Annotated in this window: 18 protein-coding genes; 11 read left to right on the forward strand and 7 right to left on the reverse strand. The window is 46.0% G+C overall.

Translation table 11 applies throughout. The annotated features are described in order from the left end of the window. Nucleotides 1-220: 220 nt before the first annotated feature. Nucleotides 221-805, reverse strand: a complete 585-nt coding sequence (locus B9N89_RS15075; protein WP_132320287.1) for a CBS domain-containing protein — start codon at nt 803-805, stop codon at nt 221-223. Between the two features lie 371 nt (nt 806-1,176). Here B9N89_RS15075 and B9N89_RS15080 point away from each other — a divergent pair, with 371 nt between their 5' ends. Genes B9N89_RS15080 through B9N89_RS15090 form a run of 3 tightly spaced genes read left to right on the forward strand, consistent with a single transcriptional unit; the run spans nt 1,177 to nt 4,795 of the window. After that, nucleotides 1,177-3,138: a sensor histidine kinase gene (locus tag B9N89_RS15080; RefSeq protein ID WP_132320285.1), complete on the forward strand. Its 1,962-nt coding sequence runs from the start codon at nt 1,177-1,179 to the stop codon at nt 3,136-3,138. Then, nucleotides 3,119-4,123 carry an isoaspartyl peptidase/L-asparaginase gene (locus B9N89_RS15085; protein WP_207912289.1) on the forward strand — a complete coding sequence of 335 codons (1,005 nt, stop codon included), beginning with the start codon at nt 3,119-3,121 and terminating at the stop codon, nt 4,121-4,123. Before B9N89_RS15080 ends, B9N89_RS15085 begins: the two co-directional genes overlap by 20 nt. A 60-nt stretch (nt 4,124-4,183) precedes the next feature. Next, nucleotides 4,184-4,795: a hypothetical protein gene (locus B9N89_RS15090; RefSeq protein WP_132320281.1), complete on the forward strand. Its 612-nt coding sequence runs from the start codon at nt 4,184-4,186 to the stop codon at nt 4,793-4,795. Between the two features lie 29 nt (nt 4,796-4,824). Here B9N89_RS15090 and B9N89_RS15095 read toward each other — a convergent pair whose 3' ends face one another. Continuing rightward, nucleotides 4,825-5,688 (reverse strand): fibrinogen-like YCDxxxxGGGW domain-containing protein, encoded by an 864-nt coding sequence (locus B9N89_RS15095; RefSeq protein WP_132320279.1) that lies wholly within the window; start codon nt 5,686-5,688, stop codon nt 4,825-4,827. Between the two features lie 284 nt (nt 5,689-5,972). On the opposite strand from B9N89_RS15095, the gene B9N89_RS15100 reads away from it, so the two are divergent. The 4 genes from B9N89_RS15100 (at nt 5,973) to B9N89_RS15115 (ending at nt 11,767) form a co-directional block, all read left to right on the forward strand. Next, complete coding sequence (locus tag B9N89_RS15100; RefSeq protein ID WP_132320277.1) at nt 5,973-7,220, forward strand: sensor histidine kinase; 1,248 nt, start codon at nt 5,973-5,975, stop codon at nt 7,218-7,220. A 193-nt stretch (nt 7,221-7,413) separates the two neighbouring features. Further along, nucleotides 7,414-9,192 (forward strand): chemotaxis protein CheA, encoded by a 1,779-nt coding sequence (locus tag B9N89_RS15105; RefSeq protein WP_132320275.1) that lies wholly within the window; start codon nt 7,414-7,416, stop codon nt 9,190-9,192. Then, nucleotides 9,189-9,710 (forward strand): chemotaxis protein CheW, encoded by a 522-nt coding sequence (locus B9N89_RS15110; protein WP_132320273.1) that lies wholly within the window; start codon nt 9,189-9,191, stop codon nt 9,708-9,710. The genes B9N89_RS15105 and B9N89_RS15110 overlap by 4 nt, the downstream gene beginning before the upstream one ends. A gap of 14 nt (nt 9,711-9,724) precedes the next feature. After that, a complete protein-coding gene (locus tag B9N89_RS15115; protein WP_132320271.1) occupies nt 9,725-11,767 on the forward strand; it encodes a chemotaxis protein CheB in 2,043 nt (680 codons plus the stop codon). Between the two features lie 3 nt (nt 11,768-11,770). Here the strand turns inward: B9N89_RS15115 and B9N89_RS15120 are convergent, their stop codons facing one another. The 3 genes from B9N89_RS15120 to B9N89_RS15130 all read right to left on the reverse strand — a co-directional run bounded on the left by B9N89_RS15120 (nt 11,771) and on the right by B9N89_RS15130 (nt 15,765). Beyond that, nucleotides 11,771-12,592, reverse strand: a complete 822-nt coding sequence (locus B9N89_RS15120; protein ID WP_132320269.1) for a ketopantoate reductase family protein — start codon at nt 12,590-12,592, stop codon at nt 11,771-11,773. Between the two features lie 23 nt (nt 12,593-12,615). After that, on the reverse strand, nt 12,616-13,635 hold the full coding sequence (locus tag B9N89_RS15125) for a hypothetical protein (protein ID WP_132320267.1): 1,020 nt from the start codon (nt 13,633-13,635) through the stop codon (nt 12,616-12,618). 231 nt (nt 13,636-13,866) lie between these two features. Then, a complete protein-coding gene (locus B9N89_RS15130; RefSeq protein WP_132320265.1) occupies nt 13,867-15,765 on the reverse strand; it encodes a hybrid sensor histidine kinase/response regulator in 1,899 nt (632 codons plus the stop codon). A 296-nt stretch (nt 15,766-16,061) separates the two neighbouring features. On the opposite strand from B9N89_RS15130, the gene B9N89_RS15135 reads away from it, so the two are divergent. Further along, nucleotides 16,062-16,472: a response regulator gene (locus B9N89_RS15135; protein WP_132320263.1), complete on the forward strand. Its 411-nt coding sequence runs from the start codon at nt 16,062-16,064 to the stop codon at nt 16,470-16,472. 12 nt (nt 16,473-16,484) lie between these two features. Here the strand turns inward: B9N89_RS15135 and B9N89_RS15140 are convergent, their stop codons facing one another. Next, a complete protein-coding gene (locus B9N89_RS15140; RefSeq protein WP_132320261.1) occupies nt 16,485-16,772 on the reverse strand; it encodes a hypothetical protein in 288 nt (95 codons plus the stop codon). A gap of 242 nt (nt 16,773-17,014) precedes the next feature. Between B9N89_RS15140 and B9N89_RS15145 the strand changes: the two genes are divergently transcribed. The 3 genes from B9N89_RS15145 to B9N89_RS15155 all read left to right on the forward strand — a co-directional run bounded on the left by B9N89_RS15145 (nt 17,015) and on the right by B9N89_RS15155 (nt 18,924). Beyond that, a complete protein-coding gene (locus B9N89_RS15145) occupies nt 17,015-18,064 on the forward strand; it encodes a tetratricopeptide repeat protein (RefSeq protein ID WP_132320259.1) in 1,050 nt (349 codons plus the stop codon). Between the two features lie 70 nt (nt 18,065-18,134). Continuing rightward, nucleotides 18,135-18,734, forward strand: a complete 600-nt coding sequence (locus tag B9N89_RS15150; RefSeq protein WP_132320257.1) for an RMD1 family protein — start codon at nt 18,135-18,137, stop codon at nt 18,732-18,734. After that, nucleotides 18,718-18,924, forward strand: a complete 207-nt coding sequence (locus B9N89_RS15155; protein ID WP_132320255.1) for an RMD1 family protein — start codon at nt 18,718-18,720, stop codon at nt 18,922-18,924. Before B9N89_RS15150 ends, B9N89_RS15155 begins: the two co-directional genes overlap by 17 nt. 6 nt (nt 18,925-18,930) lie before the next feature. Here the strand turns inward: B9N89_RS15155 and B9N89_RS15160 are convergent, their stop codons facing one another. Beyond that, entirely contained in the window at nt 18,931-20,169 is a 1,239-nt protein-coding gene (locus B9N89_RS15160; protein WP_132320253.1) for an MFS transporter, read from the reverse strand. Between the last annotated feature and the right edge of the window lie 133 nt (nt 20,170-20,302).

A 20,302-nucleotide genomic window follows, 5' to 3' on the forward strand; every position in this document is an offset into this window, starting at 1 on the left:
GAGCCTATTGCTTGTTATCAGCGGGGGGAGCACCTATAGATGTCATCAAGCAATATATAGAAAATCAGGAAAAGCCTACAGAATGATTGCTCACCTCGCTTTGGCTCGGATCACAATTCGCCTTTCCATCCCCCACTAAATCTGGACACCCTTAGCAGGGTTTAGACTCTAGTGGGGGAATTCTGGCGGGAAATGTTAAACCATAGGAGAGCAAGCTAGCTTAGCTGGCTTTTTTTCCTTTCCACGCTGTTTGGCTTTGCTGATTGACGAATTCAAGTACTTTATTGCGACTTAACACTCCTACCACATGTCCATCATCATCTGTAACCGGATAAGCATGAAACCATCGATCGATAAACGATTGAATGGCATGAAATATCGTTGTTTTTTGATTCATACTATAAATATCGTGGCTCATGTAGTCTTCGACAAAGCGGGGTTGTTCGTTAAGATATCGCAATTGAGTTGCTAGCTTCAAGCAGTCCTTCTGCGAAAGAAAGCCCACGAGGCGCTTCTCTTTATTTAGAACCGGTGCTCCCGTTATGTTCGCTGCGACGATTTTATCGATGGCAGTCTCAATGGACGAGGCGGCTTCAAACCAAAGATACGACCGATCCATGATGGTCGCGATGGGTTCTTCAAACTGATTTGTTTCTTCCCGCACCAAGTGCGGCGTGTAGTTAACCATAGCCGTTCCTTTCTCTAAACGTTGGCTGCCACATCCTGTATCGTCGGTCTTTCCTGTAGAACTTAAGGCCTCGCTAGTAATCTTACTAAGAATTCTAGATTTTGAACGGGAATTCAAACATGCTCACCGGGAACTCATTGTGAGCACACGATAAATTATAAGTTATTGATATTATTACAGCTTGATTTTGACACCCCAATTCAATCGCTCACCTTGAAAAGGAAGTTTTTGCAACTAAACAACTTGCCTTGCACAAACCATCCTTTTTTTCCTAAGGTCTTATTATCGAAGCAAGTCATAGGATGATTTATGCATCGAGTCCATTATCAGATGAATATCTGAAGTCTAAATAATCCCATCTTTAGAGAGGCCGGTAAATTTTCTATCGGCCTCGAATTTTTTCTACTCCTTCAAAAAACGCCAAATGCACGAACTTATCTCCTATTGACAAATGTCGATAATGAATCGAACAACTCTTTGAGGCTGACTTGCGATTCGTAACACGATGGCTACTTTTCTCGGCTGGTATAATTGCTATAGCTGGGGAATCGCGATCCGACATTAAAATAACGAAATACCGATTCGACTTTGAATCGCAGTCTGCATGGCAAATTTTAGCCTCTCCGGCGACTGATTGGGATGAAGCTCTTTCTGCTGAAAGCTGGCAGGCTTACAACGTTTCATTTGAAGATCACGATGAACCGCAATTCTATTGGCTCAAATCGTCGATAACCAACCACCTACCTCTTCAGAAAAATGTTTTTTTTCACGTAGTGCCAAGCCTGATCGATCAATTCCAAGTTTTCATTGTGAAAGATAGAAAGCTAGAAAGTAGTTTTCGCTTGGGCATGGAGTCTTCGGTCCGCTCTTCAAAGGTGAGTGGATTTAGCCATAATTTTTCCCTCAATCTGCCACCAGGTGCCAAGCGAATCATATTAATTAAGCTCGAAAAAACCTATTTAAACCACATAAAAATCAAGCTTCAAGATCAGGAAACATTTAAGGTTCGGCTATCAGAGACCAGATCGTTTCACGGTGCCATTATCGGGGCGATTGGCTCTCTTTTGCTGGTAGGCTTCATCTTGAGTCTTGCCCGATCCGATCGACTATGCTTCATTTTTAGCATTGGCTCACTCTTTTCTATCGCCCTTATTGCAAGGGCATTGGGCTATTTAGGGTTTAGTGATCCAACTTTCGCTTCTTGGTGGAACCTTTGGAGCATCACTCTATTTGAAACCCTGTACATTGTATGCATGGCTCGGTACTTCTCTTTTGCACCGACTCTGAACACAGCCCATCAGGTGAGATCCATCATGAAGTTTTTTTCATGGCTGGCTCTGCTCTTTCTGCCGCTTTCCTTGATCGACATTCACTCAAGTGTAACCGTTTCCTATCTACTTAATATCTTAGGGTTTCTTGCTAACCTTCTTATTCTCGTCTCCCTTCTATCCAAACGAGATAGAGCTGTATGGCTATTTGCTCTACCACTGGTATTGCAAGGCGGGCTGATTTCATCAAGTAGTTTGATTCGCTGGGGATTTGCAGATGCTGAATCATTGGAAGCTTATCTCTATTTATTTTTCCTTGTGATCGTCAACTACTACGGAGCACTTTTGTATCAAAGTGGTGCGAAGAGACAGTCCGAACCAGCACATCCAACGCCACAAGGAGCAGGCATGGAAAGCTCCGTCACACCTGATAGCAAAGACGCACCTCTCGTTTTAGCAAAGCAAGCAAGTGCCGAGCCAGATGAAAGCAGCCTTTTTCAGGAATTTAGAATCGCCTCACTCGGAACTCTGACCAACGGTCTCGCCCACGAGCTTAATAATCCGCTCGCAATCATCGCTGGCCATCAATACCGATTGTCTTCGATGGTCCGCTCCAAAGCCCTCAATATGAATGACATCAAGGTGTCCCTCGAAAAAATTGGCAGTGCTGTGAAACGCGTTCTGTCAGTCATTGATGCTTTGAAGGCCTACTCACAAGATGATTTTGCAAAAGTCGAATTCAGTTCACACAATATTCGAGAAACTATTCAGTTCGCCTTGGATTTAAGTCGGGAGCGCTTAAATAGCCTTGGAGTTCACTTAACAACCCAGCCCATTCCTGATACTTTTATAAACTGTAACCAATCGCAGATTATGCAGTGTATTTTGATACTTATCGACAACGCCCTCGATGCTGTTCGTGACCAGGAAAGCAAAACCATCGCCATCGAATTCAAACAAACAGTCACCATGGTAGAGGTTTCTGTGATCGACAACGGGCCTGGCATATCTATCTCTCACCAATCCAGAATCTTCGATCCATTTTTTACCACTAAAAGTTCAGATCAAAGGAAAGGGCTAGGCTTGAGCATCGCAAGGGGTGTTGTGGCAAACCATGGCGGCAAACTCTATCTTAGAGCAGACTTCCCACAAACCTGCTTTGTTGTTCAACTTAAAAGATAAGTTGCTCCCGAATCAGGAACTACCGATTTCGAGTTGCATTGCTTCGTCATTCCCACCTATCGTAGGCACCCTGCAAGATCTCATTTACGGAGCACTTATGATTGTCAATGGTAGCCATAGTGAAGCCTTTTATCTTCTCCATGGTGGCGCTGGCCCGATGGACCCATCGAAGCCCTGGGTCCATAAAGCCACCAGTGCATTAATAGAGTTGGGTAAGATACTTGAAATGAAACCCTATCAGAGTGGAATTGACTTTATCACAGAAGGCTTGATGCTTCTGGAAGATCATCCAGAATTTAATGCTGGACTGGGATCTGCACTTCAGGCAGATGGTCAAGCCAGACTTACGACGTCTGTGATGTCAGGTCCTCAGCAGAGCTTTTCCGCAGTGATGTCTCTTGAAGGTATACGCCATCCTTCGAAACTAGCTCGACGACTTCAAGAAAAATCATCCCGAGTCCTTACAGCCCCTGGGCACCAAAGGCTTGCCCAAGAACTTGCCTTGCCGTTTGAAAACTTAGTCGTGCCGAAGCGCCTGGATGCGTGGCTCAAGGACATTCGTGAGGCCATGCCTGATCATGATACGGTGGGTTGCGTGCTTTATCATCCCCGAGATGGGGTTTTCGCTGGGTCGAGCACAGGTGGACGAGGTTTTGAAACTCCTGGCCGGATCAGTGACTCTGGTACCGTCGCCGGGAACTATGCCAGCCGTTTCGCTGCCGTGACTGTCACTGGTATTGGCGAAGAGATCGTCGATGATGCTGTAGCAGCGCGGTTAGAGAGCCGAGTTCGAGATGGTATGTCATTGGAGGAGGCCGGACAAAAAACTTACCACGAGGCCAAGGCCCTGCAGCGGTCCTACGGCTGGGTCGCTACCGATCACCACGGCTGCTGGCAGGTGGCTTACACGTCACAAGCCATGACATTTCTTGGCAGAAGTCTCGTAGGAGATCACCTCATCGATTCGATGGTAGCTTTTGATTGACGCGCTTTCGCTGAATTTGGCATCATTAGATTCATGAGCACAATCTAAAGGTGAAACATAGTGAATGAGTCGATCATGATCCTCGGTGGCGACCTCTTTAGCTTAATCGCTGCCCAGGTCCTGGAAAAGCTAGGCTATGAAGTGATCTGGGTTAGTAGTCGCCTGAGCCAGCAAACCAACTATGGACAGGAAATCAATCGCACCGTTACATCTCACCCCAGAATCGCCGAGTATCTTTCTTATCTATCCACCGAAGATCCGTTCCTTGCAACGGATCACATGAAAGAAAGGGTCAAGGTTATTGAATCGGCCAGCTTACTAAACTTTCTTGATAATGGTTCATTTGTTGACGTGAGACTAAAAGTTCAAAACAAGGTCCATCGCTATCGACCCGATTATTTGATTGCTACCAATCGCTTTTTCAATGTTCAGAAAAAGCTACGCATTCCCTATGAGCCAAGTCCTTGGGGCGACCGACTCCAGCAGCTTTCAGTATCTCGCTGCCATATGTTAGGTGAGGTAAGCTTTTTATATTTTAAAGCTGAGCAGATCGATGCCTGGTTTGATCAACTAAACCATTTTATCAAGTCAATGCGATACCGCACCAAATCAAAGCGAAGTCATGGCTTGCCCTGGAGTCCGAAGCAAAGGCTGGCTCGTAACTTTCCATAAGCTACATTCCTTTTTTTAGGAGTCGTAATTTATCGAAACCAAATCCGATGGATGGTACTGCTGGATTGATTATCAACATCATCATCACATTCCCAATCATCCTCATCAACTCCACCACGAATATCCCAGTTTCTCGTGCCGTTATTGTCTCGAAACGTTCTTTGGGTCATCGCTAGTTGCTGCTGATCAACCAGGCCATTATTAGAAACCCCCGGAATATCACCAATATGTCCTGTTAAGGGGGTGAAGCTGTTTCGAACGTCATCACAGTTACCGACCCCAGTTTTGAGGTAATCAATACAAGTTGCTGCATCAGTTTTAAAGTGAATCACGCGATTATGAGCATTGGTTCGACAGAAGAAACGAAGCTCGGTAAATGTCCAGAGACTCAGGAACGCTGGGTTCACATGACCGAAAAACTCTGTATTCTGTTCGTCATCACCAAGATTATTTTTATCAAATTGAGGAAAGCGATCCGTTAAGGTTTGCGTTGGGGGGTTTGTTCCTCCTAAGTGAACATAGTTCAAGACCATAGTCCATCCACCGTCCTCATCCATATCACAGTGGGCATCAAATTTTGTGAGCTGCCCGGCCTCGTCCCTCTGATATAGCTGGTATTTTCCACTGGGCGCTTCGGGATTTTTGGTCTTAAGATCGAGGCAGCTGGTAAATGCTAAAAAAGCAACTTGCTCTTCGCCAGGAACAACCTCAAACAAATCAGGAACAGCTGCGACAACATCAGCAGCTTGGGTATCAACATTTACGTCTGGGCCAAGCTCCTGACTTGGGGCCTCTTGATTCTCTCCACCCTGAAATCCAGTTTCAGAGTTTTCCGCATTTTCGGCTGGATTACATGCCAATAGCGACAAGCTCACAAGAGTCAGTCGTATCATACTTATTCTCCCGATTTTCCAAACGTCCCTTCAATCCTTATCGGAATAGAATAGGCGATTCTTAATAAACACCGATATACCCCTTTAATTACAGTATCTTAATAAGTCATTCAAATATACGCATTCAGGGTAAACTATTCTGAAAACGCGATTTCGATACCATGAGGCATTCCTCAAGAATGGTCGGTTTTCCAAAAAATTATCAACAGATTGACAAACCACGACGTATTCATGAAACTGAAAGACCAGTTTGCATTTCTTACTATATTTGAGGTAGCTGCTGTATGCCTTCTCGTACTCAAACAAGTAGCCAGGGCTTTCCACCGTTAACTAAATTGCTCGAATATTCTCCTAAAACCCTTGCAAGCTCTCCTACAGCTATCTATCTTGCAGGCACGATTTTGCCGGTGTTTCTACTTGGTCTGACGAAGAATGCTATGGGCCCTTGGCTCGCATTAGCTCTACTTTTAGCCGTTGGTGTGTATCTTGTGAAGATTCCAGCCGCTTGGTCGAGGCAAGGCATGCTGTTTGTCAGTTGCTTCGCCGCCTGGTCCCTGTGCTTAATGTCTGACTTACCTGCCTGGGCGGTGATGATTAGCTATGGAGTCGCCGTAACGTGTTATCATACACTCAGCCAGCAGGCTATATCTTGGCTGGGGTTAAGCCTGGCACCACTTATCTTCGGTTCGTTTGTCCTAAGCCAGTCGGAAACCCCTAGTTCACCTCTTTATAGCCTCATCATTCTGAGCCCCCCTGTGGTCCTCAGCATGACCCTCCTGCGAGCGAGGATCGCCAAAGCCAATCAGAATGAGTTGGGGAGCCAAATCTCATATAAAAACCTGATCCGCGTGGCTTGTCACGATATTAGTAACCCTCTGACCCTCATTCTGGGGTCTGCCCAAATTGCTGAAAGCGGGGTGTTCGACAAAAAGCCAGAAAAATTAAAAGAGCTTTGGCCCAAAATTGTTCGGGCGACAGATTCAATTAACCGCGTACTAATCAATTTGAGAGCCTTTGAAGCAATTCAGGAGCCATCGCGATTGACTATCGAGCCCATCAATATTGAAAATTTTCTACAGGATCTGAGGATTCTATACCTAGACATGGCAAACGCCAGGCAGGTTACCATGGAGTATATTGACCATGTTTCATCTGACGACACCTTCGAAGGTGACCAGCTCATTCTAAAGCAAGCCTGTTTTGGCTGCCTATTGCATAACGCTATCCGCTTTTCAGAGGCGGGAGGCACCGTAACAGCCGAAACACGCTTAGAAAATGATCAGTTGCGCTTTCAAGTGACCAACAGCGGCTCCATGTTTAGCCCTGAAACCTTGCAGAATCTCTATAAATTCGATTTTGTAGCCAGGCCTGCCACCCAGTTGGGCAATAAGGAAGGAGGGTTTTCACTCTCCGTTTGCCGACTTGTTATCGAACGGTTTGGAGGCTCCCTCAGGATCGATCAAACTCCGAGCTCTCCGCAAGGGACCACCTCCGTAACTTTGATCATCCCCCAAAAAGCAAAACTTAACTGAGATATCAAAGCGCCTCCCCGTCGGGTGCTTAACCTTACCTGAGAACGACAATCCCTAGCGGCTAAGGTTCGCTTAATTCTTTCGGTGATGTATATCCGGTGAACAAAACTTGACCTCATTGCTTGTCATTACGTTCCGATAGCCTTTCTGATTGAAGCTTCATATACATCGAGTCTTCCAAGGGAGAGTAAAGGTGGGTCAAGTGTTTGATAACTCAGAAATGGAATTGCTGATTCAAACGTTTTTGGGAGAGGCAGATGAGTTCATCGAAGAGATGGAGGCGGGCCTTCTGAGTCTCGAAGATGGCCCTGATGACTCCATGGTGATCGACCAAGTTTTCCGTGCGGCCCACAGCCTCAAAGGCAGCTCCATGGCGGTAGGACTAAATCAAGTAGGCAAATTCACTCATGAAGTCGAGGCCCTGCTGCTGAAGGTGAAAGAGCATCAGATCCCAGCATCCCGCGACGTCATCAGCGTCCTGTTGAAGTGCAACGATCACATTAAGACCATGATTGAAACGCTTAAAGAAAATCTCAATGCCGAGTTTGATTCCGACGACCTCTTTGAACAGCTTCGTTTAATGCAAGGAATCGACGCCAAAAAAGCAGCGCCTACAAAACCGGCTACTGGTTTTGGTTTCTTTGACGACGATGAAGACGAACCAAAGGAAGAGCCGAAGCAAGCTCAAGTTGCCCAAGCTCCTCAGCAAAATTCCAAGCCCACTCCAGAACCTCCCAGTGAGCCTGAAAAGCGAGCTAGCCAAGCAGCACCTGCCCAGCGGAAAAAGCCTCAGGAGCAGATCAAAGTCTCTCAAGAACGTATTGATCGATTGGTAAATAACATTGGCGAGATGGCAATTCTTCTGACCGTTCTCGAAGAGCAAATGTATCAATTCGCAGGGACCAATTTAGAGAGTACTGTCAAGCAGCTGTACAAGATCAGCAAGGATGTCCAGGATGTCTCGGTATCTCTTCGCATGCTGCCCGTGAAACCCATATTTCAGAAAATGCGACGAATCGTTCGTGATACTTCAGCGAAACTTGGAAAGCAGGTGAACTTTGTTGTCATTGGTGAAGATGTTGAAGTTGATAAATCCATTCTCGACTTGGTAGGTGATCCCTTAGTTCATATTATTCGGAATGCTGTGGATCACGGGATCGAGATGCCAGACATTCGTCAAGGCAATAGCAAAGATCCTGAGGGCACAATCACCCTTCGAGCTTGTCACGAAAGCGGACGACTCGTCTTCTACATCGAAGACGATGGCGGTGGCATTGACGCCGAGCGTGTCAGAAAAAAGGCCATTGGTCTCGGCATCATCACAGAAAATCAAAAAATGAGCACCCAAGATCTTCACAACCTGATCTTCCACCCTGGCTTTTCTACAAAAGATCAGGTTACCGACATCTCCGGACGAGGAGTTGGCATGGATGTGGTTAACAACAACATTAAGCAGATGTCAGGAGAAATCGAAATAAGGTCTGAGCTTGGCAAAGGGAGTCGTTTTAAGATCACGCTTCCCCAAACGTTCTCAATCATTGAAGGCACAGTGGTGCTCTCAGGTGAAGACAAATTCGTCATTCCACTGGGAGACATTCAGGAGTCTGTGAAAGTAACCGACCGAGAAATCTCAAAATCGACAGCTCTTGGCGAGGTACTGACCCTTCGCGGTGATCGCCTTCCTGTATTCCGCTTCGAAGATCTTTTTGAAGTCAAAGAACACCAAAAACCTGAAGAACAGATCGCCCTAATCGCTAAATCCCAAGAGAAAAATTTTGCCATCGTCGTCGACGAAATTCTCGGCCGACAACAAATTGTAATAAAAAATCTGGGCAACGAAGTACAAAGCCTTAAAGAGTTTAGTGGCAGTACAATTCTTGGGGATGGCAAACCTGCCCTGATCGTCGAACTCGCAAACCTAATCAAGCGTAAAGCAAAGCCAGACCTTCACGTAGAAAGGATATCTGCATGAGCGAAGATATGACTAGCCAAGTCAATAACGAGATTAAGAACAGCCATCTGAGCGATCACGATCGATTTCTGGAGTTCAACCTCGGTAAAGAACAGTTCGCTGTGCCACTGCTTTCAGTTAAAGAAGTGATTGCAGTTCCTGAGACCACAAAAGTTCCATTCACACCAGATTATTTCCTAGGCATCATGAATCTTCGTGGCCAGGTTCTATCTGTGATCGACCTTCGAAGGCGGATGAAAATCGAGCCGCTTACCGAGAATTCTGAAACCGCAGTTATCATCATTGACCTTGATTATACTCACCTTGGCGTTGTCGTTGATTCAATCAACAGGGTGATCGCAGTAGAAGGGGAAGACTTTGCCCCACCACCAGAAATAGAATCAAACACATCTACTGAATTTGTAACGGGATGTTACAAAAATGACAAAAATCTAGTCCTATTCCTTGACGTCGATAAGATTCTAGATAATAAAGATCGAGAACTCATTCGACAAAAGGAAGTGGACAAAGCTAGCTAAGGCCGGAGAAGCACTTGGGAGCAGCAGCCCAACAAAACGATCGGCAAATCTTTGAAGCCATTGCCCAAAAGATTTCGAAGATTACGGGGGTTCAGCTCGGTGAGAAACAGTACTCCTTAGTACTATCTCGCCTGAGCAAGCATCTGCGCAACATGGGCGGTTTAACTCCTGCTCAGTACTGGGAGTACCTTCAAGGAAATGAAGAAGACGAAGTTCCTGTCCTAATTTCCCTCTTGACAACCCATCACACCTTTTTCTTTCGTGAACAGGTTCACTTTGATTACCTTGAAGAAGCCTTGCCAAAACTAATTGAGAATGTAATATCTCAAGGCCGCGACACTCTTTACTTCTGGTGTGCAGCCTGCTCAAAAGGCCAAGAGGGTTATACCCTAGCAATGTTTCTAGATTACCACCTCAAGCAGCTCCGCTGCACTCTTAAATATAAAATCCTATTTAGCGATGTAGATCAAGCCTCAGTGAACTGGGCTGAAAATGGGGTTTACTCTAACGACGAGCTAGGGAGAGTTCCCATAACCTACCGATCCAATCACTGGATTCGGGGCAAGGGCCAGATTTCCGATTTTTCCAAGGTGAGGTCGCAACTCAAAGAAAGCTGTAACTTTCGAACTATAAATCTCTTGGAACTTAAAAACGAACGCTTTCCTAATAAGTTTGATGTCGTTTTCTGTCGAAATGTCTTTATCTACTTTACAGTCAAAGAGATCGAGTCCATATCCAGAAATATTCTCAACAGTATGGAAGAGCATGGACTTTTTATTATAGGAGTTTCAGAGTCCCTATTGGGAGCTAAGCTCACCGTCGAGCACCTGGGTAAGTCCGTCTACCAGAAATCTGATGAAGAGAAAGTAGTCAACATTCGGACCGACACATCAAAGTTGAAGCCAGGCACCAGCAGTATTCCAAGAACACCCCCGAATCTGACTCAAACATCACGCTCTGAGCGACTATCTTCAGTCCCACCGCAACCTCGGAACCTTGCTGAATCTGTCACTCACGCAGTTTCTCTAAACCGAATGAGTCCTACTGCCGAAGACGACCTCAGAATCATCACCTTGCAATCATCTCTGAAACTCGGATCCGACCTTCGCTCCGTAATTAATAATTTCCCTGGGTGCAAATCAGTTGGCTTTGATGTCATAACATCAGCCGACGAAGCCATCGCCAAAATCAAAGGCAAGCAAGCAAACCTTTTGATCCTAGAAATAAACGCATCGCGATTCCTTCGTAGGATTCTAGCCGAAACGGATGTTGCCACCTTAATTGCAACCACAGACCAAGATGAAAGTGAGAAAATCAATCAAGCTTTGGACGCGGGAGCTAGAGACTATATTGTTTTTCGAACCAAGGTCCTCACTGAGCAGGATCGTGAGGTTTTGGCTTCAAAGCTTCACAATGTAGGTAGAACTGTAGGTCATGACTCCAACTCAAGATCCCGCACCACGAGTAAGCTAGATAACCAGTTTATTGTGGGTCTCGGTGCCTCGACAGGAGGGACTGAAGCAATCACAAAAGTGCTAACCAAGCTGCCCCATGACATGCCACCCATCGTCATCGTTCAGCACATACCTGAGTTCTACTCCAAACAGTTTGCTGATCGCTTAAACAAACTCTGTGAAATCGATGTAAAAGAGGCTGTGGATGGAGATGTACTGCGGCCAGGGCTTGCCATTGTTGCTCCAGGGAATTTTCAGATGAAGGTGGTCAAGCGTGGTGGACATTACAAGATTAGCGTATTCGAGGGTGAAAAGGTCAATGGCCACAGGCCAAGTGTCGATGTGCTATTTAATTCTCTTGCAGAGGTTGTTCCCGAAAAGTTACTAGGAGTATTGCTTACTGGCATGGGCTCTGATGGCGCTAAAGGACTGCTACAGATGAAAAAAAGTGGCGCTAAAACATTTACTCAAGACGAGGCAACAAGTGTTGTTTATGGAATGCCTAAGGTGGCATTTGAAATCGGTGCCAGCGACAAAGTTCTGCCCTTGGAACGGATTCCCGATGCTCTTATCAAAGCTTCGAAGAAAGCTGACCAAAGCTAGTGTTTAACAACTGTTATTTAAATGCTCATGTAATTCGAATAGCTTTGGAAAATCGCTAGGATTTTGACCGTCTACCAGCCCAGCCAGGTCACTGGTCTCTGTTTTTCGACCCAACCGAATATCCCGCGCCATGGAGTTTTCATTTTCAGAAGTCGAGTCAATCAATTCGAATAGATCCTGCCTTAGATCTAGGCGAGGCCTATCCCAAGGCCCGAATAGATCCTGCCCCAATCTGAAAGCTTCCTCATAGACGAGATCTACTTCTGTAGAAATGTTCTTAAGTTCACCATTGGAGCTTAGTCGATACTTACCGCACAAGCTATTCATAACGGTATTAAAAAGCCACTTCTCACGACGCAGTCGGTCACAGTCAGTGCGACATTGAAAGCCGAACGGTGCAAGCCGTGCTGCCATCAATCGATCAATGTCACGAGCTTCAGCACCACCCCAAGCAAGCAAGCCTCCTTGATTCTGAATTACCCAAGAGCCTCGTTGCGAGCCCTTCACTCCAATATTAGTCGTTCCTAGTTGCCAAAGTCCCTCACGAAATTCAGGATATGGATTGAGCTTGGGATCGAGGAGGCCATTGCAAATGATCCGGCACGGAGTAGAGCGCACAAACTGGTGAGATTCTAGTGCAGCTTTCACCTGATAAGACTTCACAGCAATAAAGCAGAAGTCAAACTCATCGAGACTTGCTGGCCCACCTACGATGCGATGAGTTCCCTGCTTGCCATCGTATACCTTAAAGTCATAGGCGATAGACCCTTGACGCCCTATGAGAGTAGGCTGAAGACCAACCTGTTGACAATAGAAAACGATCATGGAGCCAATCGCTCCTGGGCCAATTATGGCGATCCGGGGTTGAGATTTAGGCTGACTTGCGATGACTGGTCCTCCAACAACGTTGCGATTCCCGCTTTAAGGTCGATAGAAGCAGTTTTATCATATTCACCCTGATGATCAAGCCACCGCTCTCGCCAAACCAATAAGCCATTATCGGTTCGCTCGATATCAATGACTTTTTTGAACGACTGACTTAGCCAGCTTCCTTCCGGCTGACGCCTTCCCAAAATCAAAGACGACTGTATTACAGATGAACCAAGGCTGAGGTTCATTGTAAGACTGTATAAGATCGCTCTCTCATCTTCGGGAATGATATCCCAGTTCAATGACACGGATTTCATGTCCTGTCTCTCTACATAGTCCATGACAATGCGACTTTTGCGGTACTCCACCAAAGGTGCGTCAGGTTCCTCGATAAGCTGCCACTGGAAATCAGAAACTACATGGGTGTGTTCTCCCGTCTCTACCCGGTAGCCACCACCTTCGACTAGGACCCCCATATCATAGAATAATAAGGTGGAGACAAGATCCAGGTCCGGTAATTCTTTAATATCAAGTTTGGCAGAAGAGCCCTGCTCCGCCACGAGAAATGCTGCACTCCAAAGTACACTATCCAGTTGGGAAAAATCAGGATAAAGCATGAGGTCAACATCGTACAGGGGGAGCTCGATATCCGGCTTAAGGTCTTGAAAAAGACCTGCACCAAAATCGATGGTCTGCTCCTGGCTAGTAAGCTCAATGACCCTTTTTTCGAGATCCAGAAAAGTTTTGCGAAGACGGCTACGCAGGCCCTGTTTCAACTCCTCCACTAGGATGCGACCTTCATCTGAGTCAGGTTTTCTTAGGGCCTTCAGAAATCGATCCACATCAGTGATAGCCAGGTTATCGACATCGGCAATCGCCAAGCCTACCTCGTCAGGAATAAACTCAGGGCGCTCACGTTCCTTTTTACCCACTTCAATTTTAAAGCCACAGGCGTGGGCAGTCATAGCGACTATTATAATTGGCAATGTCCGAAGCATAGTAGCCTCCTACGGAAATCTGACTCATTCCTAGCAAGCACGAATGTCTCGGTCAATGACATTTCTATAAAATTACCTTGAAACAATTATTAATATACATAAAAAAATTAAAAATTTTTATTATAAATCTTGGGATTCTTTGGGAGTATTCGAAGGAGTCTTGCAGCCTACCATCACTGTCAATGCTACTTGGTGAAGCATTTCTAGCGAGCCGATACTCATCCTTGCGAACTATACCAATCCAGCTTTCTGAGCCCTAGTCTGCTGCGGATAAAGCTCGCCTAGGAGTTGGAATAGACGTGTTTTATCCAGGGGCTTGGGCAGATGTGCTGTAAAACCCAGTTCAAGGCATCGCTTCACATCCTGGTCTAAAGTCGCAGCAGTCATCGCTATGACAGGTAGCTCGGCATTCTGGAAGCGACTTTGGCCATTGCGAATAAATTTGATAGCTTCGTCACCATCCATGATAGGCATGTGAAGATCCAAAAGCACTAAATCGAATTTTTGCTTTTTAGCCATCTCTACAGCCTCATAGCCGTTGGAAACGTAAACAGTTACAAATTGGGTTTTCTTAAAAAAGGCCCGCAAAATAAGCTTCACATCGTCACCATCATCGGCAACTAAGATACTTAAAGGCCGTTCTACAATAGAGATCGAATCCAGATCTACCTGGGGGTGCTTAGTGGCCCGACTTTTAAAGTGTTGTAGCAACGGCATGCGAAAGTCTTCTGCCTTTGAGAAAGTTGCAACTCCCCGGCTTGCGAAGCGGCTCCTATCCTGATCCGAAAAGCTGGATGAGACCACAGCCACGGGAATCGGCAGATTCTGCCCCACATCATCGATAAGTTTTTGCCCTACCCCATCCGGTGACGAAAGATCGGTTACCAAAAAGTCCACAGCACCACTAGCCAGAGATTCCTTGGCCCGTGCCAGCGTAGGCGCTCTTAAGACCTGGTAACCCTCTTCCTTGAAAAAAACTTTCATATAGTCATGAAGCCTGCTTTCTTCTGCTGCGCAAAGGATAATCGGTTTTGAATAGTCATCAATTTCAAAGGGAATAACGCAGGTAAAGGTGCTACCTTTTCCAAGTTCGCTCTCAACGGTTATAGAGCCCTTCAATGCCTCGACGATTGATTTTACAATTCCAAGACCCAGGCCGGTTCCTCCGAAATGCCGGCTTGTGTGCGAACTAGCTTGCTGGTAATTATCAAATATCTTCCTTTGGTTTTCCTCAGAAATTCCAATCCCAGTATCCGACACCCGAATGGTAGCCGAGACTCCTGAAACGGACTCTTTCAGATGTATATCTAATCCTATTTGTCCACCGGGAGGGGTAAACTTAATGCTGTTGGATAGGAGGTTCATCAGTATTTGCGAAACCTTGTCGGGATCACTGCGAATCATGCTCGAAACCTGCCCTGTAATCGATCGCACGAGGCTGATATTTTTTTCAATGATCTTTGGTCTAAAAATCGCTTCGATGTCTTGGACGATGGAGTCAAATGTAAAAGCCTCAGATTTTAAACTGATCTTTCCCGAGCGGATCTTGGCCACATCCAAAGTGTGGTTTACTAGCTTCAGAAGGAATTTAGAGGAGCGATCCAAGGCGTCTAATCGATGATCCTGCTCTTTAGCATGGGTTTCTTCTTGCAACAGATTAGAAATTCCAACAATGGTGCTAATGGGAGCCCTCAAGTCGTGAACCAATCGCGCCAGAAACAGTTCCTGCTCTGACTCAGCTGACCGAAATTCAAGCTCCCGTTGAAAGCGGAGCACCGCCTTCCGAATAACCCTCTCATGAGCCACGTGGGAATCGAGCCTTACGATATCTTGCACACCAAGAGCAAGTAGCGGAAAATACAGGGCTTCACTTGTGGTGTATACGAGAACGGGTGCTTGGGCAAGGTCTACAAGGTTCTGCGAAAGTATCTCGATATCAGACTCTTGTGGATCTGTGAGTAAAATGGCATCGCAGTTCGGCAACTGAAAGTCTTGCTGATCGCGAATCAGATGAATCAGTTGCTTACCCGGATAGATTTCAAACTGAGAGAACTCAGCCCATAGAAAAGCTGGTAAATCGCCTACTATTAGAAGCCTGAGTTTAGCCTCGCAGGAGCTGGACCATGTCATCGAAATCTACCATTCGTATGATTCTTACCCGATAATGTGATTTCGGAATTTTCTGTTGAAAATGAATAGTGATCGAAGCGTAGGCCAAAATCCCCATACTAATATTACTTGTGTTTACAAGGAGCTGTAGGAAATCACCAAGCATTAGTCCAAGGCCAGTGACGGCCTCGAACCGAGTTTTCCCAGAAATCTGAGTGTAAAATTTCGTCCTTCGCTTTTTATTACGACAAAAAAAGGTTCTATACTCAATATTTGCTTAAAATAGCTCGAAGAGATGATAGTAAAGAGGAGGTCCTATGAGCCAAGAATCCCAAGTCAATCATCCGGAAGGATCACCGAAAATTATTTTGGTCGACGATGATCCCATGTTTGGTGCCATGATGCTCAAACAGGCAGAGAAAACTGGTATATCGTTAGACTACTATGACTCTCTGAGCAGCCTGGGGTTCATATCTCAACTCGCCGAATATGATATCATCATGGTTGATTACCAGATGGATCACATCAACGGTATCGAAATCGCTGCTTATATGCCGTCGTTCTTTGACGATAAAACGGTGATCTTAGTGAGCGCAACGGCAATCGAAGAACAGCTAGAAGCTCTTCCAGAATATATTACCGCGTTTATTCATAAGGACCACGGTCATCAAGCTCTCCTGGAAGAATCTCTCAAGGTATTCGCTGACGTCCATCGGAAAGCTTCTTGATGACACATCCTATCAAGCATCTTCCGATTTTTTTTTCTGCTTTGAATCGGTACCCGGCTGCCGACCTTGGTCCTGCTTCGCTTTTAGCTTTGCATAAGCCTTCTCATAAAACTCTGCAACGATTCCCTTCATTTGAGCGGCACTCACGGGGTTAGTTCTGGCTTTGGGTGGTTTTGGTCGATGGCCACAAAGAGGGCAGGCCATAGATGAATCGTCTATTTTTTCGTGAGTCACAAAACTTCGACATTTTAAGCAGACTCTCTGCCTTTGAAGTATCTTGTCCGAATTGTATTCGTACATACACAACCCTCCCCTATTTACTTCGGACGTGGGTAGAAAAATCTAAACCTCGCCTTGTTCACATGGCAGTGGCATTTTCCTAAGAAGCTTGAGCATACTTAAAGATTTCGTTCCATTAGGATCCAGCCAGCATGCTCTTTGTCATGCCCCTACCTTTTTAAAGAGACTCGACTCCTTAACATCACTGTAAAACATCCGAAAGGTAATTAAGATATGCTTAGAAAATTATCAGGGTTCCGGGGATGACTCCAAAAGGCATTCAATTTCTTCTCGTTCTGTGGCTTGGTTTTTCCAGCCAGTTTGGTATTTCCCAGGGAAGCGGTCAACAATACTTCGAACTTGGTTATCAGGCCTACATGCGAAATCAGTTTCCTATTGCCGAAACCCACTTTCGCCGAGCCTTCACTAACGCTAGTACTCCCGAAGACAAGGGCTTTATCCTTAAGTTTCTGGGAATCTCCCAGTTTATGCGCGGTGACCGAAAGTCAGCGGCGGCGTCTTTCATGCAAGCGGTTCGATTAGATCCCAGTTTGGCTGTATTCCAAGAAGAGGTTCTGGATCCTAGTGTTATCAAGTTCTTTGATGCTGTAAAAGTGCAAGCCTTAAAATCTGTCGTTCGTAATACACCTCCACCCAAAAGTTCAACCCCAGCACCTGGTGCGATGACTGGCGCAGACATTATCGAAGAGAGCGACAGCGTGGATGCAAGCCCTCCGGTAGAACAAAAAGTTGAAAAGAAAAAGAAGAAAAAGAAACGCAAAAAACGCCGGCGGCGCAAGAAGAGACCTCCTGTGGAAGAAGAAAGTAGTTTTAGCATGATGCACCTTCTGCCCTTTGGAACCCCTCAGTTCTACAATGGCGAATACATCTTTGGTTCGATCTATGGTCTTGGGCAGGTCGCAACTTTAGGAATTTTTATTACTCGACAATCTGAAATTGCTAAAGAAGAAGATGAGAACAGCCGCGTGGAAGCTGATGAATCCCTCAGCCAAGAGGTGAAAGACGCTTTCATTGAGGAAAACAGCAACTATATCAGCACCCTGGAAACAGACGCATCCACAGCTTTGATCGGCTTTGGACTCTTATATACGACTTCAGTGGTCCATGGGATTCTCAGTGCTCCGGACCCCACACCCCCAAAACGGCGACGTCGAACAAGCCTTAATAGGGATAACTCCGACCTACAGGTGACCCAGATGTCTTTGGATTCTTATCGTTCGTCGCAGGTCACCCAATGGACGATTCTTCCCTTAAAAAAAGGGTGGGCATTCCACTTTCAAAGAAAGTTTTAGGCCATCAAGATTAGCTAGATTTCCTTGATCGGGACGAATACAATAACCGAAAAAATCAAGGAACACCCTAATGCCCAGTAGCCATAATTTCAGATCATATGTGGTTTCCGAGCTAGTTGACACTGGCGAGTTAGCAAAAAAGCTTCATGCTGCTCATTCGACCATCGATCCACGCGCGGCTATCAATCATCGCATCTCCAACGGCGAGATGTTTGCCTTTAACTTTGGAGCGATTGTTTTCTGGAATGTACCGGACGAGGCGCAAGCGGCAGAACTTTCAAGTTTAATCGATCTTCCCGGGCTGGTGAAGGACAGCATGTGTTCTGAAGATTTTATCGCCACTGAAGATCCCGATAAAGCACCACGAGTCGAGTTTAACCGAATTTTAATCGACCACCTATCCAAGGATCGAGCTGAAGTGATTACTTCAACGATCGCACAGTCTACCACAATGGAATACTATGAAAGCATGTGCGAGGAAGCTTGGACCGAGGTCGATGGTATCATCGCTACCTTAAAGGTTCGGGGCAAGCTTTCCCCCTCACCGAACAAACTTATGCGATGGGTCGCCCACTGCCTTGAACTCCGTAGCCGCGTCGTTCGAGTCCTGCACCTACTGGTGCCGACCAGACCTAATTTGGGAAGACAAGGTTATGGACGAGCTCTATAGCGACCTCAGGGCCATGTTTGATCTAGATGAGCGCTTTCAAGCATTAGAGTACAAACTCCAGCTTATCCAACAAAGTCTTGAGTTACTGGTGGATACGTCCCGAGACCGGCGCCTCTATTGGGTAGAGATGGCGATCGTTTTGCTGATCGTTTTCGAAATCGTTATTACCCTGATTCCAGGAGGGCATTAAGCCCTTCTAGGATGCTAGTGGGGTGGCGTGATCCACTCTCACATCGCTCTTCTGGATTAGGATGTGATACCACAAGACCCCGATTCCATAGATAGCTGCGGTGGTTAGAAAGATAGTCGTATAAGAAAAGCCACCGGCGCGCAGCACACGAAAGATTTGGGTGCTAAAGAACCAGGAACCAGCCCAGAAAGCTTGTTGGAGTGCACTGGTAATTTCGCGATTCTTTTCGCCAACATACTCCATGGCAAAACTAGCCACAATCGGGTTTGCCATATTCATAAGGGGCTGGCGCAGGAGATAGCACAAGACTGCCAGTGGAAACGCAATAGCCAAAGTTTTAAACTGTTCGGTAAGGGCTAAGACCACAAGAGCAAGCACCGCCAGGGATTGCGTCATCGTGATCGCAACGCGATATCCGTAGGCCTTTTTCAACCTAGGTCCATACATGTTCCCTATTGTGACAAACAAGGTCGAGATCGCACCCATCATGGAAAACTCATCGTACTCCATAGAGAAAACATGGAGAAAGAACAGGTTGATGAACGGGATGGTCAAGCCCGCTCCAATACCGATGACTACCGACGGAGCCAAAACCCTTGCAATCACGGCCCAATCATAGGATCTAAAATTAATCGCTTGATCTGGATCTGGCCGTTTTTCGTTCATAGGCAGAAAAGCAACGACCACTCCAATCAAGCTCAGAGCGGTAAAAAACATCAAAACCGAAGATTCAGGGAGTTTTTCTTGCAAGAAGGCATTGGAGCCAAACGATACCACACCCAAGAGAAAAGAAGTTACGCTCCAAGTAGTAAAATGTAACGCAATGGCCTCAGTACGCCGCTCTTCGGATTCATTTCTCATAATAAACGGCACCATGATTACCTGAACTGCTGCTGTGGCAATCCCAAAGAGGCTAATCCCTAGGGCAAGCAACTCGTGTCGTTGCGCTGGTGCGGCCCAGAGAATCAGTACAGAAGATATAGGGATAAAGCAGGCCGCAGTTCTAAATATAGGTAGTAAGCGTCGGCTTGGTATGAAAAAGCCGAACGGCAGTGATAAGGCCATGACGGCTAAGAAGCGATATGATATCATCTGAGCGATAAGCTGATCCTCATAGCCATGCCGAACCAAAAAAAAGTTTAGAATCATAAAGTACGATGTATTCATTAGCTGTAGGAAGAACTCAGCTAAGACCAGCCGCTTGATGACAGGACTAATGGCCCCGTAGCTTTTTAACCAACTCATATGTTCATGACTCCAATCGATGTAGGGAAGGCAACGTCTAAGCAAGCCCAATGTCTAATAAAAAACGTAGGTGAACATGCCCAAACTGCCTCCTAGGGATATCATGAAAAGGAGCCTCAATCACCTAAATACT

It is taken from the genome of Pseudobacteriovorax antillogorgiicola (genome assembly GCF_900177345.1).
GTDB classification, from domain to species: domain Bacteria; phylum Bdellovibrionota_B; class Oligoflexia; order Oligoflexales; family Oligoflexaceae; genus Pseudobacteriovorax; species Pseudobacteriovorax antillogorgiicola.